Annotated in this window: 18 protein-coding genes, 1 tRNA gene and 1 riboswitch; of the genes, 9 read left to right on the forward strand and 10 right to left on the reverse strand. The window is 71.0% G+C overall.

Features of this window, described 5'->3' with window-relative positions; genetic code table 11:
* Window positions 1-107 precede the first annotated feature (107 nt).
* Window positions 108-494 carry a helix-turn-helix domain-containing protein gene (locus AB0B14_RS15805; RefSeq protein ID WP_357066392.1) on the reverse strand — a complete coding sequence of 129 codons (387 nt, stop codon included), beginning with the start codon at window positions 492-494 and terminating at the stop codon, window positions 108-110.
* A 102-nt stretch (window positions 495-596) separates the two neighbouring features.
* On the opposite strand from AB0B14_RS15805, the gene AB0B14_RS15810 reads away from it, so the two are divergent.
* Genes AB0B14_RS15810 through AB0B14_RS15820 form a run of 3 tightly spaced genes read left to right on the forward strand, consistent with a single transcriptional unit; the run spans window position 597 to window position 2,728 of the window.
* On the forward strand, window positions 597-1,220 hold the full coding sequence (locus AB0B14_RS15810; RefSeq protein WP_357066389.1) for an NAD(P)H-binding protein: 624 nt from the start codon (window positions 597-599) through the stop codon (window positions 1,218-1,220).
* Window positions 1,220-1,642, forward strand: coding sequence for a nitroreductase family deazaflavin-dependent oxidoreductase (locus AB0B14_RS15815; protein WP_357066386.1), 423 nt, complete (start codon window positions 1,220-1,222; stop codon window positions 1,640-1,642). Before AB0B14_RS15810 ends, AB0B14_RS15815 begins: the two co-directional genes overlap by 1 nt.
* Before the next feature lie 36 nt (window positions 1,643-1,678).
* The gene (locus AB0B14_RS15820) at window positions 1,679-2,728 is read left to right on the forward strand and encodes an LD-carboxypeptidase (protein ID WP_357522842.1); all 1,050 of its coding nucleotides are present in this window, start codon (window positions 1,679-1,681) and stop codon (window positions 2,726-2,728) included.
* 48 nt (window positions 2,729-2,776) lie between these two features.
* Here AB0B14_RS15820 and AB0B14_RS15825 read toward each other — a convergent pair whose 3' ends face one another.
* The gene (locus AB0B14_RS15825; RefSeq protein WP_357522843.1) at window positions 2,777-3,421 is read right to left on the reverse strand and encodes a DUF3592 domain-containing protein; all 645 of its coding nucleotides are present in this window, start codon (window positions 3,419-3,421) and stop codon (window positions 2,777-2,779) included.
* Window positions 3,422-3,599: 178 nt separating this feature from the next.
* Between AB0B14_RS15825 and AB0B14_RS15830 the strand changes: the two genes are divergently transcribed.
* Both AB0B14_RS15830 and AB0B14_RS15835 read left to right on the forward strand, forming a co-directional pair.
* Window positions 3,600-4,415, forward strand: a complete 816-nt coding sequence (locus AB0B14_RS15830) for a cellulose-binding domain-containing protein (RefSeq protein ID WP_357522844.1) — start codon at window positions 3,600-3,602, stop codon at window positions 4,413-4,415.
* 73 nt (window positions 4,416-4,488) lie between these two features.
* Window positions 4,489-4,662, forward strand: coding sequence for a hypothetical protein (locus tag AB0B14_RS15835; RefSeq protein ID WP_357522845.1), 174 nt, complete (start codon window positions 4,489-4,491; stop codon window positions 4,660-4,662).
* Window positions 4,663-4,742: 80 nt separating this feature from the next.
* Here AB0B14_RS15835 and AB0B14_RS15840 read toward each other — a convergent pair.
* Both AB0B14_RS15840 and AB0B14_RS15845 read right to left on the reverse strand, forming a co-directional pair.
* Window positions 4,743-4,816: transfer RNA gene (locus tag AB0B14_RS15840), tRNA-Gly, on the reverse strand.
* Window positions 4,817-5,272: 456 nt separating this feature from the next.
* Window positions 5,273-5,830: a pyridoxamine 5'-phosphate oxidase family protein gene (locus AB0B14_RS15845; protein ID WP_357522846.1), complete on the reverse strand. Its 558-nt coding sequence runs from the start codon at window positions 5,828-5,830 to the stop codon at window positions 5,273-5,275.
* Between the two features lie 99 nt (window positions 5,831-5,929).
* Between AB0B14_RS15845 and dcd the strand changes: the two genes are divergently transcribed.
* Complete coding sequence (dcd, locus tag AB0B14_RS15850; protein ID WP_357066363.1) at window positions 5,930-6,508, forward strand: dCTP deaminase; 579 nt, start codon at window positions 5,930-5,932, stop codon at window positions 6,506-6,508.
* Between the two features lie 60 nt (window positions 6,509-6,568).
* Here the strand turns inward: dcd and AB0B14_RS15855 are convergent, their stop codons facing one another.
* Window positions 6,569-7,555 carry an NlpC/P60 family protein gene (locus AB0B14_RS15855; RefSeq protein ID WP_357066360.1) on the reverse strand — a complete coding sequence of 329 codons (987 nt, stop codon included), beginning with the start codon at window positions 7,553-7,555 and terminating at the stop codon, window positions 6,569-6,571.
* 67 nt (window positions 7,556-7,622) lie between these two features.
* Window positions 7,623-7,758, reverse strand: a riboswitch (cyclic di-AMP (ydaO/yuaA leader).
* 234 nt (window positions 7,759-7,992) lie between these two features.
* Between AB0B14_RS15855 and AB0B14_RS15860 the strand changes: the two genes are divergently transcribed.
* The gene (locus AB0B14_RS15860) at window positions 7,993-9,993 is read left to right on the forward strand and encodes an N-acetylmuramoyl-L-alanine amidase (protein ID WP_357522847.1); all 2,001 of its coding nucleotides are present in this window, start codon (window positions 7,993-7,995) and stop codon (window positions 9,991-9,993) included.
* Between the two features lie 64 nt (window positions 9,994-10,057).
* Here AB0B14_RS15860 and AB0B14_RS15865 read toward each other — a convergent pair whose 3' ends face one another.
* The 5 genes from AB0B14_RS15865 to AB0B14_RS15885 all read right to left on the reverse strand — a co-directional run bounded on the left by AB0B14_RS15865 (window position 10,058) and on the right by AB0B14_RS15885 (window position 16,336).
* Entirely contained in the window at window positions 10,058-11,071 is a 1,014-nt protein-coding gene (locus AB0B14_RS15865; protein ID WP_357522901.1) for an NlpC/P60 family protein, read from the reverse strand.
* A 167-nt stretch (window positions 11,072-11,238) separates the two neighbouring features.
* Complete coding sequence (locus tag AB0B14_RS15870; protein WP_357066354.1) at window positions 11,239-12,240, reverse strand: hemolysin family protein; 1,002 nt, start codon at window positions 12,238-12,240, stop codon at window positions 11,239-11,241.
* Window positions 12,233-13,555 (reverse strand): hemolysin family protein, encoded by a 1,323-nt coding sequence (locus AB0B14_RS15875; RefSeq protein ID WP_357066351.1) that lies wholly within the window; start codon window positions 13,553-13,555, stop codon window positions 12,233-12,235. The genes AB0B14_RS15870 and AB0B14_RS15875 overlap by 8 nt, the downstream gene beginning before the upstream one ends.
* Window positions 13,556-13,665: 110 nt before the next feature.
* The gene (locus AB0B14_RS15880; RefSeq protein ID WP_357522902.1) at window positions 13,666-15,864 is read right to left on the reverse strand and encodes a (Fe-S)-binding protein; all 2,199 of its coding nucleotides are present in this window, start codon (window positions 15,862-15,864) and stop codon (window positions 13,666-13,668) included.
* A 208-nt stretch (window positions 15,865-16,072) separates the two neighbouring features.
* Entirely contained in the window at window positions 16,073-16,336 is a 264-nt protein-coding gene (locus tag AB0B14_RS15885) for a cell division protein CrgA (RefSeq protein ID WP_357066348.1), read from the reverse strand.
* A gap of 227 nt (window positions 16,337-16,563) precedes the next feature.
* On the opposite strand from AB0B14_RS15885, the gene AB0B14_RS15890 reads away from it, so the two are divergent.
* Together AB0B14_RS15890 and AB0B14_RS15895 are read left to right on the forward strand one after the other, a co-directional pair.
* Window positions 16,564-17,364 carry a DUF881 domain-containing protein gene (locus AB0B14_RS15890; protein WP_357066346.1) on the forward strand — a complete coding sequence of 267 codons (801 nt, stop codon included), beginning with the start codon at window positions 16,564-16,566 and terminating at the stop codon, window positions 17,362-17,364.
* Window positions 17,361-19,043, forward strand: coding sequence for a class E sortase (locus AB0B14_RS15895; RefSeq protein ID WP_357522848.1), 1,683 nt, complete (start codon window positions 17,361-17,363; stop codon window positions 19,041-19,043). Before AB0B14_RS15890 ends, AB0B14_RS15895 begins: the two co-directional genes overlap by 4 nt.
* Window positions 19,044-19,046 lie beyond the last annotated feature (3 nt).

Genomic DNA, 19,046 nt, shown 5'->3' on the forward strand with positions numbered 1-19,046 from the left:
CCACGATCGTGAGAAGCATCCGTGTCACCGTGGTGCACCGCCAACGGCTCTCCGGACGAGGTCGACCACGCTTTCCTGGCCCTGCGCCGCGCCGGTGGCACGCGGGGTCACCCAGCGCGGTTGCGCCGGGTGGCGTTGTCGTACGACTCGCGGGCGTCGAGCAACTGGTCCCAATGCTGCTCGGTCCAGGCGCAGGCAACCGCGATCGGTTCGAGCATGCTGCGGCCCACCGGCGTCAGCTCGTACTCCACGTGCGGGGTGACCTCGGTGAAGACGGTGCGCTTGACCAGCCCGTCCCGTTCGAGGGAGCGCAGCGACTGGGTGAGCACCTTGGCAGTGACGCGGCGCAGCGGCACGCGCAGCTCCGAGAACCGGCGAGGCCCCTGCTCCAGGCAGCGGATGATGAGCGCCGCCCACTTGTCGCCGAATCGGATCGGGTTGAGCGAGGACGGGCACAGCTCGTCGAACATGTCGGCGGGCAGGGGTTGCCTCATCACCAAACGGTAACTGGTATCCCGGCGGTAACCACGACCCTCGATAGCGTCGGCACATCGGCCGGGTGCACGGGCTCCGGCCTCTGGCGAGAGGCGTGACTCATGAGGATCGTGGTCTTTGGCGCGGGCGGTCGGGCCGGACGGCAGGCCGTCGCCGAGGCGCGACGACGCGGCCACCAGGTCACCGCCCTGGTGCGCAACCCCGCTGACCACGGCGACCTGCCCGACGTACGGGTGGTGGCAGGCGACGTGACCGACGCCGGGAGCATCGCGCAGGCAGCCGCCGGGCACGACGCCGCCATCAGCGCCGCCGTCGACCTGTCCGTACCGCCGCACGACTTCTTCACCGCATCGTCGCGCGCCCTGGCCGCCGGCCTGACCAAGACGGGGGTACGTCGCCTGGTGGTGGTCGGTCTCGCCTCGATCATGCCCGGGGCATCCGGTGCCGCTCTGATGGACCAGCCCGGCTACCCGAACGAGTACCGGCCCTTCTACCTCGGTCACGCAGCGGGCCTCGACGAGATTCGGACCTCCGACCTCGACTGGGCCTACCTGGCCCCCGCCGGTGACTTCGACCACGGCGGCACACGCACCGGCCACTACCGGATCGCCGAACATGGCGACCCAGCCAGTCGGATCAGCTATGCGGACTTCGCGATCGCACTTGTCGACGAGATCGAGGCCCCCCGCCACCACCGCGCCGCCGCGAGTGTCCGGGAGGTCTGATGCCCGAGGTCCACGACAGCCCGAACGCCTGGGTCGCGGAGCACATCCGCCGGTTCGAGGAGACTGGCGGCCGGCCCCGGCCCGGCGTGAACGACCTGCTCCTGACGACCCGAGGCCGACAGACCGGCAAACTGCGCCGCACCGCGCTCGTCTACGAACGCGACGGCGACCACTACGTGCTGGCCGCCTCCAACCGCGGCGCAGACCGCCACCCCGCGTGGTACCTCAACCTGCTCGCCGACCCGTACGTCACGGTGCAGGTCGGTACGGAGACCTTCGGCGCGTACGCGCGCCCCGCCACGGCCGGGGAGCGTCCGCATCTGTGGCGCTTGATGGTGTCGGCCAGGTCGGAGTACGCCGCCTACCAACAACGCATCACGCGGGAGATCCCCGTGGTGCTCCTGGAACCTGTAACGAAATGAGATGCGGACGGCCTGGCGTACCTGTTGGATCTCGTCATGACACATGAGCTTGTTCGCCCTCGGAAGGCTCGACCCGGGGACAAGATCGCGGTTCTCTCGCCGTCCTTCGCCGCGGCCGGCGCCTTTCCCGAGATCCACGAACAGGCCATGCGACGGCTCGCCGACCTGACCGGCCTCGTGCCGGTCGAATACCCGACCACCCGCACGGTGGGTGCGCCCGCGGCGGCGCGGGCGGCGGACATCAACGCCGCCTTCGCAGATCCCCAGGTACGCGGCCTTCTCGCCGTTGTCGGAGGCGACGACCAGATCACCGTCATCCCGCATCTGGACGCCGACCTCGCCCGAGCCGATCCGAAGCCGTTCCTCGGCACCAGCGACAACACCAACCTGCACCAGTGGCTCTGGGGCCTCGGCATCGCCAGCTTCTACGGTGGGTCCTCCCAGGTGCACCTCGGCCCCGGGCCGGCCGTGGACGACATCCACGCCCGGTCGCTGCGAGCGGCGTTACTCACCGGCGAGCGGTTGGAGATCACCGACCCGGGCGAGTCCGAGGACATCGGGATCGACTGGGCCGACCCGCAGGCGTTGACGTCCTTCGGAGAGCGCGAACCGACGGAACCATGGAGCTGGTACGGGCCGCGTCGAGCAGTTACCGGCCCCACCTGGGGTGGCTGCCTGGAGGTCATCCAGTGGATCCTGACGGCGGGGCGCTTCCCGTCCACTCCGGAGGCCCTGCGGGGCGGGGTGCTGGTCATCGAGACGTCGGAGGAGCTTCTCCCGGCCCGCGAGGTCGGCTGGATCGTCCGATCGCTCGGTGAACGCGGCCTCCTCAGCGCCGTCGACGCGGTGCTGGTCGCCCGCCCCCCGGTCTCCGACCAGACGCGCCGACCCCCCGCCGCGGAGCGGGCACGGCTACGCGAGCAGCAGCGCGACACAGTCGTCGACGTGGTGACCCGCTACAACCCGGAGGCAGTCGTCTGCGTCGGCATCCCCTTCGGCCACACCCGACCACAGTGGATCCTTCCCCACGGCGGCCCGGTCACCGTTGACGGCGTGGATCGCCGGGTGTTCGCCGACTATCGGTAGAGCCCGCGCACTGGACCCGCCCGCGCAGTCGATCGCCTTCCGGCCCCGCTATCGACGTGCGCCGAGTCGAGGCACCGGGTAGCGGCTGCGCCACGCCTCCGCCTCGCCTCGCAGCCGGTTCCAGTTCCGCCGCAGCCACCACGCGTAGACCAGCGCTAACCCGCCGCCGCCGCCGAGGAGAAGGATTCCGGAGAGCAGGCCCGGTTCGTCGCCCGACAGGTAGGCGCTGCCGATCGGGTCGACCCGGTCGTAGATCACGTCGACCTCTTCACCGACACTCGGCTCGTTCCACGGAGAATAGTTGATCCAAGTGGTGGCCTTCTCCCCGCTTCGGGTGGTGAAGCTGACCGACACCCACCACTTTCGGCCGTGCACCTCGCGCACCGTCCCGACCGTCCGCTCCCCCCGTTCCACCATGTCGTTCCGGTGGTGCAGGTTCCCGAGGCCGCAGTACAGGGTGGCCATGACCAGCAGTCCGCCAAAGGCAACGCCAATGGCCGGGTGCCGGAGCCAGTAGCCGGGACGCCATCGGCTGCGAGGTTCCTGCTGGATCGGGTCAACCGACGATTCGGGCGTCCACTGTCGCGTCCGTCGTACGCGTCGGCGGTACCGCTTGGCCACGCCGCCTCCCCGTAGACGTCGCTCCTGTTCGGTTGTCCGCACCCACGGTAGATGGCGACGCAAAGCCTTCACCTGGTCTACGGGCTGGCCGATCTCCTCGTCGCGGCCAGGGCCTCGATCGTGGGGCGGGTGACGGGAATCGAACCCGCACTGTCAGCTTGGAAACCTCCGATCCCCTCAATTGACAGGCATTGATTGATGCGGTCAACTGGCGACGCCTGTATCCCCCGGCTCGCCCAGGAGGACCCTCTTGCGTACGCTCCTGACCCTCGCCGCGGCCGCCGTCTGCGCCGCCGGTGCACTGGCCGTCCCCGCAGCGGCGGCGCAGGCCGATCCAGCCGGCACCGCCCCGGCCGGCGCGACCGTCCCGGCCGACGCCTGCGCCGGTACCGTCCAGATCCAGTCGCTCACCTTCAACCCGCCGCGGGTGGTTCCGGGCCAGGCCGTCACCGCCACGGCCGTCGGGCAGAACTGCACCGCGCAACAGCAACAGGTCTCCACGGCGATCTACGCCCGATTCGTCGGCTCCACCCCCGGCATCCCCACCGGCTGCCCGGCCCTTCCCCCGCTGCCTGGCTGGGCGGTCACCGTCGATCCGGGCGCGACCTTCAGCTGGCACGACGGTTACTTTGTGCCCTCCGGCTGTACGGCCACCGGCCTGGAGGTCACGGTCCGGGTAGAGGACGACGCCACCGGCACCCTGCTCACCCGGACCGCCACGGTGCCGATCGACCCGCCGCCGGCGGCGCCCTGCACCGTGAGCTACCGCACCGGGAGCGAGTGGCCGGGAGGCTTCACCGCCCAAATCACCATCAAGAACACCAGCACCGTGCCGGTCAACGGTTGGACGCTCAGCTTCACCTTCCCCGGTGACCAGCACATCGTCCAGTCCTGGTCCGCCACCGCCCAGCAGAGCGGTGCCACCGTCACGGCCCGGAACGCCAGCTACAACCCCCTGGTGGCGCCGGGCGCCTCGGTGGTCTTTGGCGTCCTGGGCACCTGGCAGGCCAGCGACGCGGCGCCGATCGCGTTCACGCTCAACAACGTCAGCTGCGCCGCCGGGTAGCCCGCGCACCGGACCCGGCAACACGCTCGCGTCGCGGGCGCCCGGCGCCAGCCTGCGAGACATCATGGCCCGGATGGGCCACGACAGTCCCCGCGCAGCGCTGATCTATCAGCACGCCAATCGGGAGGCCGACCAGGTCATCGCCGACGCGATCGACAAGGCCGTCAAGGCGGCCCGACACAAGCCGAGCAAGCGCAAGGTCAAGCGGGTTGCCGAGGGCGACGGACCGCACGCCGAGGCGAGCTAATGGCACAGCGCCCTGCTTCAGTCATCTAGAACGACGGAAGCCCTGGCGGGACCATCGGTCCTGACCAGGGCTTCCGTGCGTGGAGCGGGTGACGGGAATCGAACCCGCACTGTCAGCTTGGGAAGCTGATGTTCTGCCATTGAACTACACCCGCAAGCGGCACCACTGTACCCGAGTCGCCGTGCCCGTGCATGCACGCACCCCGACCCGCGGCTTGCCCGCGTGCCGCTCTGCCCGCTCTGCCTGGTTCAGCCAGGGTTCCGTCCGACTTGATCCACTCGGGTTCCTGAAAGTCGGGGTGTCCGAGCGGCCGGGACACCGCGATTTCATGAAAACCGAGTCGATCATGCGGGATGGCGCCCGCAGGCCGGTGCCGGGCAGGGCCGGACGGGGCGAGGCGGTGCCGGGCGGGGCCGGGCGGGGCCGGGCGAGGCGGGGCGGGGCGGGGCGGGGCGGGGCGGGGGGGGGGGGGGGGGGGCGGGGGGGGGCAGGGCAGGGCAGGGCAGGGCAGCGCGCGGCGGCGCGGCGCAGGGGGGCAGTGCCGGGCGTACAGCCGAATGCCGGCTCCGTCAGCACGGAGCCGGCACCGGCTGTCTCTGGGCCGTGGTGGTCAGGCGGCTGTGCACTGGACGTCACGGCTGCGGCGGACCGGGCGCGTCTGCGGCGCGGTGAGTGGCGCGGCAGTCGCCGCCGGAGCGTGCGGGTCGAGCCAGACCCGAACGGCCGGACGGCCCGCCGGGAGGCCGGGGACGCCCGCGAGGTGCTGCTCGCGGCGGGTGAGCATCGCCACGTCGACGGTGAACTCGAAGAGCCTCCAGTCGACCTGCGGCTCGGCGCGGGCGCTCTGCGCCAGGTGCGCCACCCGGACCGGATCGGTCACCGGACGGGCACGCCCCGCCACGTACGCCTCGTCGTCGCTCTCCTCCGGGGGGAACGAGTGCAGCGCGTAGCGGCCGTCGCGTTCGAGGTCACGGCGCTTCGGAGAGTCGATGACGAAGCAGAACAGACCCTCGTCGGTGATGACCGGGGAGACCGGATGGACCCGGGGCCCGCCGTCGGCGCGGACCGTGGCCAGGTAGCCGAAGCCCGGCCCGTACTGCTGGAGGAGAACGCGGATCCCGTCGGCGAGTCGGGGCTCGTCGGCGGCGAATTCGGACCAGGAAGCCATGCGAGCATTCTATCGAACAAATGTACGAGCAGCGACCTCGACGCGCTGGTCACCGGCACCGAATCTGGTGGGTTTTCGGGCCGCCGCTATGGTGGTCCGATGCTGCTCTCCGACCGCGACCTGGTCTCCGAGATCAAGGCCGGCACGCTGGGCCTGGAGCCGTTCGAGCCCACCCTGGTCCAACCTTCCAGCATCGACGTGCGGCTGGACCGGCTGTTCCGGGTCTTCAACAACCATCTCTACACCCACATTGACCCGGCGATGCAGCAGGACGACCTGACGTCGGCGATCGAGGTGCCCGACGGGGAGCCGTTCGTGCTGCACCCCGGCGAGTTCGTGCTCGCCTCGACGTTGGAGGTCATCTCGCTGGGTGACCAGCTCGCCGGCCGACTGGAGGGCAAGAGTTCGCTGGGGCGGCTGGGGCTGCTCACGCACTCCACCGCCGGTTTCATCGACCCCGGCTTCTCCGGTCACGTCACGCTGGAGCTGTCGAACGTGGCGAACCTGCCGATCACGCTCTGGCCGGGCATGAAGATCGGGCAGCTCTGCATCTTCCGACTCTCCTCGCCGGCCGAGCACCCGTACGGCTCGGCGGTCTACGGCTCGCGCTACCAGGGGCAGCGGGGGCCGACGCCGAGTCGCGCCTGGCAGCACTGGCGCACCTGGCCCACCCGCTGAACCCGTGACGACGGGGGCCCGCCGCGACGGATCGCGACGGGCCCCCGGTCCGCGCACTGATCAGCCTGGACGGCCGTAGCTGTGGACCTGACCGTCGTCGGCCCTCTTCATCTTGACCGGTTCACCGGCCTGCGAGGCGTGCACCACCCAGCCGTCACCGACGTACATGCCGACGTGGTGGATGTCGCTGTAGTAGAAGACCAGGTCGCCGGGGCGCAGGTCGCCCTTGCTGACCTTCTTGGTGGCGCGGCTCTGCGCGGCGGCGTTGTGCGGCAGGGACACCCCGGCCTTCGCCCAGGCGGCCAGCATCAGCCCGGAGCAGTCGTACGAGTTCGGGCCCTCGGCACCCCAGACGTAGGGCTTGCCGATCTGCGCGCAGGCGAACTTGACCGCCGTGCCGGCGGCGCCACCGGGATAGCTGGCAGGGCAGGGCGCCGGGCGCAGCGGACCGCCGCCACCGCTGCCGTACACCTTGAGGCGCAGCTTCTGCAGCTTGTCGATCTCCTCGTTGATCTGCTTCTTCTTCGCCGCCAGCTGAGCCTCGGTGCGGGTCAGTTGGGCCACCATCGCGTCGAGCGGCGCCTTCTGCCCGGCCAACTGGTCGCGCAGGTCGGCCACCTCGCGGACGTCCTGCTGCTGGTTGTGCGCGAAGCGGTCGAGCATCTCGAGCTGCCCGACCACCTCGCTGGGCGACCGGCTGCCCAGTACGGCGTTGACGGTCAGCACGTTCTCGCCCTTGTACGCGCGCACCGCCAGGGCACTGACCTTGTCCATCGCGGCGTCGACCTGGCGCTCCAGCGGGGCGATCCGGGCGGCCAGCGCGCCGGCCTGCCTGCGTTTGGCGGCGAGGTCGATCCGGGTGGCGTTGTGCTGTTCGATGATCGGTTCGAGTTTGTTCCAGTCGGCGTCGATCTGGCGCTCGATCTCGGCGACGGACGGGTCGGCGTGGGCCGGCGTGGCGCTGCCGGTCAGGACGACGGCGACGCCGGCCAGTGCGGCGAGCGCGGTGGTGAAGCGGGACCAGCGTGGGCGCGGCGCGATCGACATGGGGCCGGCTGCTGCCGACCGCTCGGACGACGGCCGCGGGGCATGGAGTGCCACCGGGGTTCCGTACTCCTTCTTCCTGACCGCCTACCGGGTTAGCTGACGGGTTCGGGCGGGAAGTCGGCGCCCTACCGCAGTGGCTGCGGATTCACCCCGGGGGACATGGGTCCCCGGTTCGTTCGGAAACGACTCGGCGGTGTCGGTCCGTTACCGCCCGGGCTGGGCGGAGCTGCTATCGGGCCGACAAAAGACCAGAGTAGAGACGCCCGTTACCACTCCGCAACCCGCGCGGCCGTGACACTCCGTACCGATCGGAGAGGAGCCCCGACCACACGCGAAGATTTCTTTCCAGGCAGGTCGACACATAGAAAGGTATTGACGTGGGCTCCCGGGCGGCGCGAAGGTGACCTGACCTGCACCCGTGGAATCTAGGGGGTTCGATGCACCATCCAACCCTGTCCCCCGGCCGGCGCGCACTGCTCGCCGCCGCCGTGGTCGCCGCCGCGACCGCGGTACCGCTACCCGCCCACGCCGCCGCCGCACCCACCGGCGACCGCCAGCAGCAGTACGCCGCCGCGGCGGCCGAGTTCGGCGTACCGACCGACGTGCTGCTCGGCGTCTCCTACCTGGAGTCCCGCTGGGACAGCAACGCCGGCACACCCAGCACCAGCGGCGGTTACGGCCCGATGCACCTGACCGACGCCAGACACGTGGCCGCCCTGCCCACGGCCGGCCACCACGACGCCGGCACCGGCACCGGCACCGGCACCGGCACCGAGGATCCGCGCGGCGACGACTCCCGTACCGCGCTGGCACCCGCGCCTCGGTCGGCGGACCCGGCACCATCGGCCGCCGCGTTGCAGACCGTGGACGCCGCCGCCGCACTGACCGGCGCGGCCACCGACTCGCTGCGTACCGACGTCGGTGTGAACATCCGGGGCGGCGCGGCGCTGCTGGCCTCGTACCAGCGGGAGTTGGGCGCGCCGGTCGGTGCCGGCACCGACCCGGCCACCTGGTACGGCGCGGTGGCCCGCTACGCCGGCGCGGACACCGCCGACGCCGCGGCGGCCTTCGCCGACGAGGTCTTCACCACCATCGGCACCGGCGAGTCGCGGACGACCGACGACGGAGCGCGGATCACGCTGCCGGCCCGGGCGATCCGTCCGGAGCGCTCCTGGCTGGACCGACTGGGTCTGCGCCGGCTCGCCCGCCCGGACGGGCTGGAGTGCCCCCGCACCATCTCCTGCGAGTGGATCCCGGCGCCCTACGCGGCGTTCGGCGACGGGGACTACGGCAACCACGACCTGTCCGACCGGCCCGCCCGGCAGAAGGTCGAGTACATCGTCATCCACGACACCGAGGGAAGCTGGGCGACCACCCTGCAACTCGTGCAGGATCCGACCTACGTGAGCTGGCACTACACGCTGCGCTCGGTGGACGGGCACGTCGCCCAGCACGTGCGGACCAAGGATGTCGCCTGGCACGCCGGCAACTGGTACGTCAACGCCAAGGCGATCGGGCTGGAGCACGAGGGCTTCGCGGCGCAGGGCACCTGGTACACCGAGGCCATGTACCGGGCCTCGGCGAAGCTGGTCCGGCACCTCGCGCTGCGGCTGGGCGTCCCGCTGGACCGCCAGCACATCATCGGCCACGACAACGTGCCCGGCACCGTCGCCGCGAACGTCCGGGGGATGCACTGGGACACCGGCCCGTACTGGGACTGGACGCACTACTTCACGCTGTTGCACGCGCCCCGGCTGGACACCGGCACCCCGGCCACCGGTCTGGTCCGGATCGACCCGGACTTCGCCACCAACCAGCCGGCGTTCGTCGGCTGCGTCACCGCCGGTGTGCCGTGCGCGCCACGCGGCTCCTCGGCGGTGGTGCTGCGCTCCGCGCCGGCCGCGGACGCGCCGCTCGTCAACGACATCGCGCTGCGCCCCGACGGCACCCCCAACACGATGGAGGTGTCGGACCACGGTGCCCGTGCCTCCGCCGGTCAGACGTACGCGCTTGCCGGCCGGCAGGGCGACTGGACGGCGATCTGGTACCTCGGGCAGCGGGCGTGGTTCCACAACCCGGCGTCCGCGCCCACCGCCAGTTGGACCGTCGGCGTGGTGGCCACCCCGAAGCCCGGTCGGGCCACCATCCCGGTCTACGGACGCGCCTACCCGGAGCAGGCCGCCTACCCGGCAGGGGTGCCCTACCAGGCGATCTCGCCGCTGCAGTACACCCTGGCCGCCGGGCAGCGGTACGCCGTCGGCGCGGTGCTGCCGGGCGAGTACTACCGGGCCAGCACGTTCGACGGTTCCTCGCCCGGCGACTGGACGGTGATCCGCGGCAAGAACCGGTACGCGCAGATCCAGTTCGGCCACCGCATCATGTACGTCGACCTGGCCGACGTGCAGCTCCTGCCGTCCCCGGTGGGTGCGCCCCGCTGAGAAACCACGACGGCCCCCGGTCGGTGACCGGGGGCCGTCGTGTTGGCGCTGGGGCCTGGGTGGATCAGCCAGGTCTGCGGAACCCGGCGACGGGCATGGTGTTGATGCTGGACACCGACACCGGTTTACCGGCTCGTGGCGCGTGCACCATCTGGTTGTTACCCAGATACAGCCCGACATGACTCAGGCCGGAGTAGAAGAAGACCAGGTCACCGGCACGGGCCTCGGATCGCGAGACGGCCTTGCCCTCGTTCCACTGGTCTCCGGTGTGGTGGGTGAGGTAGATCCCGGCCGACTTGTAGGCGTACTGGGTCAGCCCCGAGCAGTCGAACGAGTTCGGGCCGACGGCCCCCCAGACGTACGGATCGCCGACCTGCTGGCAGGCGGTCTTGATCGCCTTCTGGGCGGCCACGGAAACCACACCGTTGATGGTCGGGCAGCCGGCGGTCTTGACCGTGGTCTTGGGCATCGACGCCTCGAGTTGCTTGATCTCGGCGTCGATCTGCTTCTTCTTGGCCGCCAGCTCGTTCTGCTGCTTGGTCTGGGTCGCGATCAGCGTGTCCAGCTTCTGCTTCTCGCCGTCGTACTTGGCCCGTACGGCAAGGACACCCTCGACCTCCTTGCGCTCCTGCGCGGCCAGCCGATCGAGGATGGTGAGCTGCTCGGTGAGCGTGTCCGGCTTGGCGCTGACCAGCAGCGTGCCAATGTCGTGCGACGGGCCCGAGATGTAGTAGCGGGAGGCGAGATCGCCGACCCGGTTGAGCGCCAGCTCGCTCTGCAACGCCAGCGGCTCGATCTTCTTCTGCAGGTCGACCGACTTCTGCCGGTTGACCTTCAGCTGCGCCCTGACCTTGTTGTACTGCTCGATGGTGGGCTCCAACTGCTCCCACTTCTTGTCGATCTGCGCTTCGATCTCGTCGACCGTCGGCGCGGCGTGCACCGGCGCGGCGAGCAGGCCCGCGCCGACCACCGCGGCGGCCGTCAGGACGAGCAGACGGCGAGTGGCACGGCGCAGAACACCCGGCCGAGCAGACGCAAACAGGTCGTGACGATGAGGGGGCATGGTTGCCACCGGCACCGACTCCTTTGCCACCGACCGCCGGGCGCCTCGCGTGAGGGAAGGGCCGAGGCAGACGACCCACAGCGGTCGGTGCCCCACATTAGGGAAGCGCGGGGCGGTAATCAAGGCGAGCGGAATAACCGTCACTGTCGGGCAACCAACTGCACACCAAGGGTATTGGTGAATCATCCAACGATTGCAGTCAATACATCGTCGAGTGTGACCACACCGAGAGGGCGCCGGCCGTCGCTGACCAGCACCATGTGCCGCCGTTCGCGGCGCATGGCCAGCAGCAGGTCCGCCAGCGTACGCTCCGGCGGCACCACCGCCAGCGGCCGATAGACCTGGGCCGGCACCGGCGACCGGCGCCCCTGTCCCGCGTACCCGAGCACGTCCTTGACGTGCACGAAGCCGAGCACCCGACGGGTCGAGCGCTGCACCACCGGGAACCGGGACCGGCCGGTCCGGGTCGCCAACACCTCCAGCGACGCCGGCGAGACGTCCTCGGCCACCGTCACCACCGTCGACCACGGCTGTAGGGCATCCGCCGCCGTGCGGCTGTGCAGGGCCAGCGCGCCGGTGATCCGGGCGTGCTGCTCCGCGTCGAGCAGCCCCTCGGTCCGTGCCTGCGAGACGAGCCCGGCCAACTCCTCGGCGGTGAACACCGTCTTCACCGCCTCGGACGCCTCGATCCGCCAGATCGCGAGCACCCGGCGGGCCGCCCACTTCATCGCGAGCAGCAGCGGCTTGGTGGCCACACAGAACGCCAGCATCGCCGGGCCGAGCCAGAGTGCGGACACCTCCGGGCCGGCCAGCGTGATGTTCTTCGGCACCATCTCACCGACGACCGTGTGCAGGAAGACCACCACGCCCAGGGCCAGCACGAAGGCCACCGGGTGCACCGCCCGCTCGGGCAGGCCGGCCTCGTGGAACGGCGGCTCCAGCAGGTGTGCCAACGCCGGCTCGGCGATCGCCCCCAGGCCCAGCGAGCAGACCGTGATGCCGAGCTGCGCGCCGGCGATCATCAGCGGGATCTGGTTCATCGCCGACAGCGCCCACCGGGCGCGCTTCGACCCGGCGGCCAGCGGCTCGATCACCGTCCGGCGGGACGCGATGAGCGCGAACTCACTGCCCACGAAGAACCCGTTGCCGAGCAGCAGCAGCACGGTCACCAGCAGCTCAGTCATCGTCGTCCGGCTCCGCCGGGCGCAACACCCGGACCTGCTCGATCCGGTGCCGTTCCACCTCCACCACGGTGAACTCCCAGCCGTCCGCCTCGACCGTCTCACCGGCCAGCGGGATGTGCCCGAGCTGGGCCATCAGGAACCCGGCCAACGTCTCGTAGGGCCCCTCCGGCAGCCGGAAGCCGGTCTGCTCGGCCAGCTCGTCGGAGCGGAGCACCCCGTCGACCAGGACAGTGCGCTCGCCGCCGGGCACTCTCAACTCGACCGGGTCGGCATCGTCCACACTCGCCGGATCGAACTCGTCGGCGATCTCCCCGACCAACTCCTCGACGAGATCCTCGATCGTCACCACGCCGTCCGTGCCGCCGTACTCGTCGACCACGATGGCCAGGTCGGCTCCGGCCGCCTTCAGGGCCGCCAGCACGCCGTCCAGGTTGAGGCTCTCCGGCACGTAGACGGGCTCACGGGCCACCGACCCGACACTTGTCGAGGCCCGGTCGGCCAGGGGCACACCGAGCGCGTCAGGCACCCCGGCCACGCCGGTCACCAGGTCCAGGGTCTCCTCGTACACCGGGAAGCGGGTCCGCCCGGTCTGCCGGGACTGTTCGAGCAGCTCGGCCACGGTGGCCGTGGCGCGCAGCGCGACCACGTCCACCCGGGGGGTCATCGCCTCGGCGGCCCGCTTGTCGCCGAACCGGATGGTGCGGCGCAGCAGCATCGCGGTGTCCGTCGGCAGCGCGCCGGCCCGGGCCGAGATGGCCGCCAGCAGGCCCAACTCCTCCGGTGAGCGGGCGCTGGCCAGCTCCTCCTGCGGTTCGACGCCCAGCGCCCGGACCAGCCGGTTCGCCGAGCCGTTCAAGCCCCGGATCAGCCAGCCGAACGTCCGGGAGAAGGTGTGCATCGGACCGGCCGTGGCCAGCGCCGCCGGCATGGGCCGGGCCAGCGCCGCGTTCTTCGGCACCAGCTCACCGAAGAGCATGGAGAGCAGCGTGGCCAGGGCCAACGCCAGGAACGGGGTGTAGCGCTCGGTGCTCTCCCCGGCCAGCGGGCGCAGCAGCGGGGTGAACAGCCGGGCCAGGGCCGGCTCGGCCAGGTAGCCGGTGAGCAGCGCGGTGATGGTGATGCCGAGCTGTGCGCCGGAGAGCTGGAAGGAGAGTTCGCGCAGCGCGGTGCGTACCGTCAGGGCGGCCTGGTCGCCGGCGGCGGCCCGCCTGTCGATCTCCGCGCGGTCGACCGTGACCAGGGCGAACTCGGCCGCGACGAAGAACGCGTTGCCCGCGGTCAGCGCAACGAAGCCGACCAGGGGCAACAGCGTCATCAAGAGCAGGCCGTCGATGTCGCCTCACCTCGGCGAGATTCTTGCACGGCGACGGCGGCCCGCATGGGGCCGCCGTCGCCGCCGATGAACAGATCCCAGGTGTACGCGCCTCAGCCGCCGACCGGCGTCGTCTCCTTGCCGCCCTGCGGCTGCTGCGGCTTGACCGAACGGAGCAGCACGCTCGCCACGTCGATCACCTCGACCTGCTCGCCGGCGCCCTTGCCGTTGACCCCGTCGTTGAGCATCGTCGAGCAGAACGGGCAGCCGACGGCGACAGTCCTGGCCCCGGTGGCCATGGCCTCCTCGACCCGGTCCACGTTGATCCGCTTGCCGATCTTCTCTTCCATCCACATCCGGGCGCCGCCGGCACCGCAGCAGAAGGAGCGTTCGCTGTTGCGCGGCATCTCGGTCAGGTCGCCCTCGATGGCGTCGCCGAGGACCTCCCGGGGCGCCGCGAAGACCCGGTTGTGCCGGCCCAGGTAGCAGGGGTCGTGGTAGGTGACGCCGCCGTCGACCGGCTGCACCGGCGTGAGCTTGCCGGTGGCGACCAGGTGGGCCAGCAGTTGGGTGTGGTGGACCACCTCGAACTCGCCGCCGAGCTGGCCGTACTCGTTGCCCAGGGTGTTGAAGCAGTGCGGGCAGGTCGCGACGATCTTGCGCTTGGCCTTCTCCCGGCCCTCGAACGCCTCGTTGAGCGTCTCCACGTTCTGCTGGGCGAGCATCTGGAAGACGAACTCGTTGCCGATCCGCCGTGCCGGGTCGCCCGAGCAGGTCTCGCCCTCGCCCAGGATCGCGAACGACACACCCGCCTCGTTGAGCAGCGTGGCCACCGCGCGGGTGGTCTTCTTGGCCCGGTCCTCGAAGGCACCCGCACAGCCGACCCAGAACAGGTACTCGAAGTCGTCCACCTCGCCGACCCGGGGCACCTCGAAGTCCAGGCCCTTGGTCCAGTCCTCGCGGGTGTTCTGCGGCGCACCCCACGGGTTGCCCTTGTTCTCCAGGTTGCGCAGCATCACGCCGGCCTCGGAGGGGAAACTCGACTCGATCAGCACCTGGTAGCGGCGCATGTCGACGATGTGGTCCACGTGCTCGATGTCGACCGGGCACTGCTCGACGCAGGCGCCGCAGGTGGTGCAGGACCAGAGCACGTCCGGGTCGATGACGCCGCCCTCCTCGGCGGTGCCGATCAGCGGCTTGTCGGCCTCGGCCAGGGCCAGCACGTCCAGGTGGGCGAGCTGCGCCTGGGTGGCCTTCTCCTCACCGGTCAGGTCCTTGCCGCCGCCGGCCAGCAGGTAGGGCGCCTTGGCGTACGCGTGGTCACGCAGGCTCAGCACGAGCAGCTTGGGCGACAGCGGCTTGCCGGTGTTCCAGGCCGGGCACTGCGACTGGCAGCGACCGCACTCGGTGCAGGTGCTGAAGTCCAGCAGGCCCTTCCAGGTGAACTGCTCGACGTGGGCGACGCCGAACTGGTCCTTCTCCGGGTCCGCCTCCTCAAAGTCGAGCGGCTTGCCCTGGCTGGTCATCGGGCGCAGCGCGCCGAGGCCGGAGCCGGCCGGCCGGGCCGGCTCACGCTTGAAGAAGATGTTGGGGAACGCCAGGAAGCGGTGCCAGGCGACACCCATGGTGACGTTCAGGGAGATGACGATCAGCCAGGTCATCGAAATGATGATCTTGATGGCGGCGGCGACGCTCACCCCGTCCGCCCAGGCCGGCAGCACCGCGCCGACCGCGTGGCTGACCGGGGTGGCCCAGACCGGGAACTCGAAGTGGTCGGTGGCGACCTTGAAGCCCCGGATCACGAACCCGAAGATCAGGACCAGCAGCACGATCCACTCGACGAAGTAGCCCTGCCACATGGTCGAGCCGGTGAACCGGGACCGCCCGCCCGGCCTGGTCGGCCGGTTGCGGAGCCGGATCGCCATCAGCACCAGGATGCCGACCAGGCCCAGCACCCCGATGATCTCGGTGACCAGGCCGAAGATCGTCCAGTGCCCGATGATCGGCAGGCCACCGTCGGTGGTGACCACCTCGAAGTACGCCTCGAGCACCAGCAGCGACAGCACGACGAAGCCGACCATCACGAACCAGTGCGCGGCACCCACCACGCCCCACTTGAGCATCCGCGTGTGGCCGGCCGTCTCGACGAGCATCGTCCGGGCGCGGGTGATCTTGTCGGTGAACCGTTCCGGTGCCGGCTGCCCGAGCCGGATGACTGCCACCATCTTCAGGACCGCACGCACCGCAAGCCACACCGCCACGGCGGTGATGGCGGCCGCGAGGATCGTGGTGACGATCTGGACGCTGCCCATCGAGTTGGCCTCCCCGGTCTGCTGCCTGATGACCTCGCTCTGCTCGGTCATGCAGTGCAGCCTACGCGAAGGTTACCCAGCAGTAACGTGAGTCATCTCGCAGTAGGCCACGCTGCCTGCGGACACCATAGGGGGCCCCACCCGATCCTGCCGGGCAGGGGCGCGCCGGGTTGACGTGGGACCGCCGACGCGACGGCCCCGAGCCGGCTCAGCGCCAGCGGGAGAGCAGCCCCAGCGAGGCGACCATCGCGCCGAAACCAACCGCGAGGTTCCAGTAACCCCACGCGGCGACCGGGTACTCCTGCTCGGACAGGTAATAGAGCACCAGCCAGCCGATGCCCACGACGATCAGGGCGACCGCGGTGACCGGCAACCACACCGGGCTAGGCTTGCGCGTCGACGCCGACGTCGTCGGACGAACGTCCGTCGGCGCGGTGTACACCTTCTTCTTGCGGACCTGAGACTTGGGCACGACGCTCTCCAGAGGGGTGACGACCTCGTCCGGCCTGACAACCGGGCGCGGGGGCGACGGTCCATGGCCAATAATGTTCGACAGCTAGCGTAGTCCCGATTGCCCGTCCGGACCATGAATGGGGTCAGGCCGGTGCACGGAGTGACCGAAAAAGGCGGACCTGTTCGCGTCACCGGCCAGCCGGGCGGCCGGGCGGACCGATCCCCGACACGCGGAAGGAACGCTCGGTGGAGTACACATCCGGCGCAACCTCCTGGCAGAAGGTCCTCCGACGGGCCGCCGCCGGGCTGCTGCCCCGGCGCCCGCGTCAACGGCGTCCGGGCTGGTCGATCGGGGTGCCCCTGATCGCCGCCGCGGCGGGCCTGCTCTTCACCACCACCGCGACCACCGCCGGCGGCACCGCGCTGCGGGAGGATCGGCGACCCCAACTCAACCAGTTCATCGAGGACCGGCGCGAGCAGGTGGCGGCGAGCGAACGCCGGGCCGCCACGCTGCGTGGCGAGGTCGAGCAACGGACCAACACCCTGGCCGGCTCGGACGCCCCGATCAAGGAGCAGCAGAATCGGGCCCAGGGCAGCCTCCAGGGCGCCGGGTTCACCGCCCTCGGCGGGCCCGGGGTCACGGTCGAGCTGAACGACGCGCCACAGCTCGACCAGACCAAGTCGGACGCCAGCAACGACGACCTGGTGGTGCACCAGGCGGACGTGCAGGCGGTGGTCAACGCGCTCTGGGCCGGCGGGGCGGAGGCCATGTCAATCATGAACGTCCGCGTGCTCGCGACCAGCGCGGTACGCTGCGTCGGTAACACCCTGCTGTTGCACGGCCGGGTGTACTCCCCACCGTTCAAGATCGTAGCGATCGGCGACCCCGCTGCCCTCCAGCAGGCCCTCGCCAGCTCCCAGGGAGTCCAGTGGTTCAAGGACGCGGTCGACGACTACCAGCTCGGCTACAAGGAGACGGTCTCCACGGTGCGGGTCCCCGCATTCGAGGACTCGACCTCCCTGCGCTCGGCTACGGTGCCTAAATGAGCGGGCCGGACGAGCATCGCGACGGGCGACACCGGGACCAGACCGACGATCCGACCGCCTTCCTGCCCAAGGTCGACCGGCCCGAACCGACGCCTGGCCGACCGACCCCGACCGGCAACTGGCCTGAGCCGGTGTTGCCCGTCCGACCCGGTGCGGCGCGCCCGTCGACCCCACCTGAGCCTCCCCGCCCGGCCGACCCGACCCCCGGCACCGGCCGACCGAGTGTCGACGCGCCCCCGCCGTGGCCGGGCACCGTGACCCGGCACCCCGGGTCCGACGTTCCGCCCGCCCCCGGCCGACCGGCCGCGACCAACCCGGGCCCGACGCGACCCGCTGTCCCGAGCGACGCTCCGACCCGACCCCCCACGCCCACCGGCCCGCCCAGCGCGGCGGCGCCCGGGGCCGCACCCACCCGACCAGCAGCACCCACCCGACCCGCAGCACCCGCCCGACCGGTCGCACCCACCCGACCGGCGGTACCCGCCCGACCGTCGGCCACCGCTGGCGCGCCGGGTGCCACGCCGACCCTCCCGGGCGCGCCGAGTGCCACGCCGACCCGGTCGACGACCTCCGGCACGCCGAGTCAACCTGCCCCGTCCGGCCCCCCGACGCCACCGGTTGCCGACGCGCCGACCGCGTTCATCCCCCAGATCGCCGCCCGGCCCGCCCGAGCGACCGGCTCCCCGGCCGGCCAGGAGGCCTTCTCCGCGGCCGGGCCGGGCCAGGTCCCGCCCACCGGGCCGGACCGCGTCGCCGACCCCGCCGCCACCGCGTTGATTCCCGTCGTGCCCGCCACACCCACCACCCGGCCGCCAACCATGGACTCGACCACGCTGATGGGTGCCGTCCCACGTACGTCAGGCCCGCAGGAGCCGACCGGCGGCGACAACCCCGCCGAGCCGCCCCGACCCCGGCGCGGCGAGCGGGTGGTCCAGCTCCGGCCGCACCAGACCGGCGAGGGCTACAAGAGCGTCTACTCCGAGCTGACCCGCCCGTCGCTCGGCTCACGAATCCGCACCGGAGTCCGCGTCACCGGCGAAATCCTGATCACCTTCGGTCTGGTGGTGCTGCTCTTCGCCGGTTACGAGGTGTGGGGCAAGTCGGCGATCGTCGACGCCCACCAGAACGACCTCACCAATGAGCTGGAGCAGCAGTGGGGAGGCCCGGCCGACGACCCGACTGTCGTCCCGTCGACCGGCCCGAGCGTCAAACCGTCGCCACCGGTACGCGGCAAGCCGCTCGCCGGCCTCTACCTCCCCAAGATCGACAAGAATCTGGTGGTGGTCGAGGGCGTCACCCAGGAGGACATCCGCTACGCCCCGGGCCACTACCCCACCAGCGCGATGCCCGGCCAGGTGGGCAACTTCTCCGTCGCCGGGCACCGCAACCGGGCCACCTTCTGGCGGCTCGACGAGCTGGTCGAGGGCGACGCCGTCGTGGTCGAGAGCAAGACCGACTGGTACGTCTACCGGGTGTCGCAGTCGCGGATCGTCCGGCCCACCCAGGTCGAGGTGGTGGCGCCGGTGCCCGGCGAGCCGAACAAGAAGCCGACCAAGCGGATGCTCACCCTGACCACCTGCAACCCCAAGTGGGACAACTACCAGCGGCTGATCATCCACGCCGAGCTGGACCGCACCCAACCCAAGTCGGCGGGCCGCCCCGCTGAGCTGGGAGACTGACCC

It is taken from the genome of Micromonospora sp. NPDC049171 (assembly GCF_040648275.1).
In the GTDB taxonomy this organism is placed as follows: Bacteria; Actinomycetota; Actinomycetes; order Mycobacteriales; family Micromonosporaceae; genus Micromonospora.